Below are 2,271 nucleotides of genomic sequence, written 5' to 3'. Positions count from 1 at the left end.
TGCGGAGACACCGATGAGGCGACCCTGCGTGCCGAGTTGAGCGACAGCCTGCCCGCGCACATGCAGCCCAGCCTGTTCGTGCAGCTCGACAGCCTGCCGCTCAACAGCAACGGCAAGCTCGACCGCAAGACATTGGCCGCCACGCCGCTGCCTCAGAGCCAAAGCGACCAGCCGCGCACAGCACCGCGCAACGCCACTGAAAGCGTACTCTGCGAACTGTTCGGCGAAGTGCTGGGTTGTTCGCCAGTCGGCATCGAAGATCACTTCTTCCAACTCGGCGGCCACTCCTTGCTGGCCACCCGCCTGGTCAGTCGGGTCCGTGAGCGCCTTGGGGTTTCCCTGCCCTTGCCGCTGGTGTTCGCCCAACCAACGGTGGCGGCCTTGGCCGAGCATCTGCGCGCGGCCATGCCCGGTGAGTCGATCAGCGCACAACCGCGCCCGGCGCAATTGCCCCTGGGTCTGGCCCAGCGCCGATTCTGGATGCTCAGTCGCCTGGTGCCGGAATCCCGCGAGTACCACATGCCGTTTGCCCTGACCTTGCGCGGTGAGCTGCAGGTCCAGGTCTTGCGCGAGGCCTTTGAGCAGCTCAGCCAGCGCCATCTGGTGCTGCGCAGCCGGATTGTCGAAGTCGACGGCGAGCCGCAATTGCTGATCGACGACCACGGACCGGAGCTCGCGGTCACTGAGGTCGCGACCCAGGACTGGGCCTCGGCCTGCGCCAACGCCCAGGACGAACTGATGACAGCGTTCGACCTGGCCGCCGCCGCACCTTGGCGCGCGCATCTGCTGCAACGCCAGGGCAGCGACGAAAACCTGCTGCTGGTGTGCCTGCACCACAGTGCCACCGACGGTTGGGCCATGCAGTTGCTCATCGACGAACTGACCCAGGCCTACGCCGCCGGCCTCAACGGGCAGTCGCCGGCCTGGACGCCGCTGGAGATCGACTACGTCGATTTCGCCCTGTGGCAACAGCACCCGGACACCCAGACCCGACGCAGTGACAGCCTGGACTATTGGAAAAACCACCTGGGCCAGGAAGACTACCAACTCGACCTGCCCATCGACCATCCGCGTGGCGCCGAAGCAGATCGTCGCGCCCGGCAACTGACCCTCCGTCTCGGCACCCAGCGCGCCGAAGCCATCCGTCAGTTCGCCCGTCAGCGCGGCACCACCACCTATGTGGTGCTCGCCACGGCCTTGAGCGCGCTGCTGGCGCGTTACAGCGGTCAACGGGAGATTCGCTTCGGCACCCCGGCGGACCAGCGTGATCAACCGCAAGCCCAGACACTGCTGGCCTGTCTGGTCAACACCCTGGTGATCCGCAGCGACGTCGACCAACGGGCTCCGGCCGAGCAATTGCTCACCAGCCTTGAGGCCGACCTGCGCGCAGCCCAGGCCCATGCCGACCTGCCCTTCGCCACCCTGGTCGGTGCTGTCGCGCAAAACCGCGACCTGAACCGTACACCGCTGTTCCAGGTGCTGTTCTCCCTGAACTATGGCCGGGTGGACAGCAGCCAATGGCCGGGGCTGAACGTCGAAGAGCAGATGCTGCCGTTGATCGACGCCAAGTTCGAACAGAGCTGGGAAGTCCAGGACGATGGCAGCGACATGACGCTGGCGCTGGAATACCAATCGGCCTTGTTCGACGAAACGACGATGCAACGCTGGAGCGCGCAGTGGTGTGCGCTGCTTGATGCCTTGGTGGCAACCCCTGGGCGCACGCTGGTCGAACTGTTCCCGCAACAGCAGGATCAGCAGCAACTGGATCGCTGGAACGCCACCGAACGTCACTACAGCGGCCCGACCAACCTGCACACCGCGCTCAGCCAACAGGCAGCCCTGAGCCCCAACGCCCCGGCATTGGTGTTCGAAGGTCAGCGCCTGAGCTATGCCGAGCTGGATCGACGGGCGCAAACCGTTGCCCGGGCCCTGCGCGCCGCCGGTGTAGGCACCGACAGCATCGTGCCGCTGTGCATGGAGCGTTCGGTGGAAATGGTTGTGGCCTTGCTCGGCATCGTCCATGCCGGCGCCGCATGGTTGCCGCTGGACCCGGAGTTGCCGGCTGCACGCCTGGCGTTCTTGATCGAAGACGCCGATGCCAAGGTCACCTTGACCCAGGCGCAGTGGCTGTCGCGCCTGCCAACCGGACATCAAGCCTGGACGCTGGATGCGTTGCCAAACGCTGAAGTTGGAGAGCCGATCAGCGTCGAGGCCAACGACCTGGCCTACGTGCTCTACACCTCCGGTTCCACCGGCCAACCCAAAGGCGTG

General features: G+C 65.7%; 1 protein-coding gene. It reads left to right on the top strand.

Going from position 1 to position 2,271, the window contains the following annotated elements:
* Window positions 1-2,271, top strand: a 2,271-nt coding sequence (locus GSM73_RS28035; RefSeq protein WP_256677102.1) for a condensation domain-containing protein, incomplete at both ends; no start/stop codon positions are given.

Origin of the sequence: Pseudomonas sp. PICF6 (assembly GCF_009831705.1) — a bacterium.
Classification (GTDB): Bacteria; Pseudomonadota; Gammaproteobacteria; order Pseudomonadales; family Pseudomonadaceae; genus Aquipseudomonas; species Aquipseudomonas rhizophila.
This window is presented reverse-complemented; position numbering and strand designations above follow the sequence as displayed.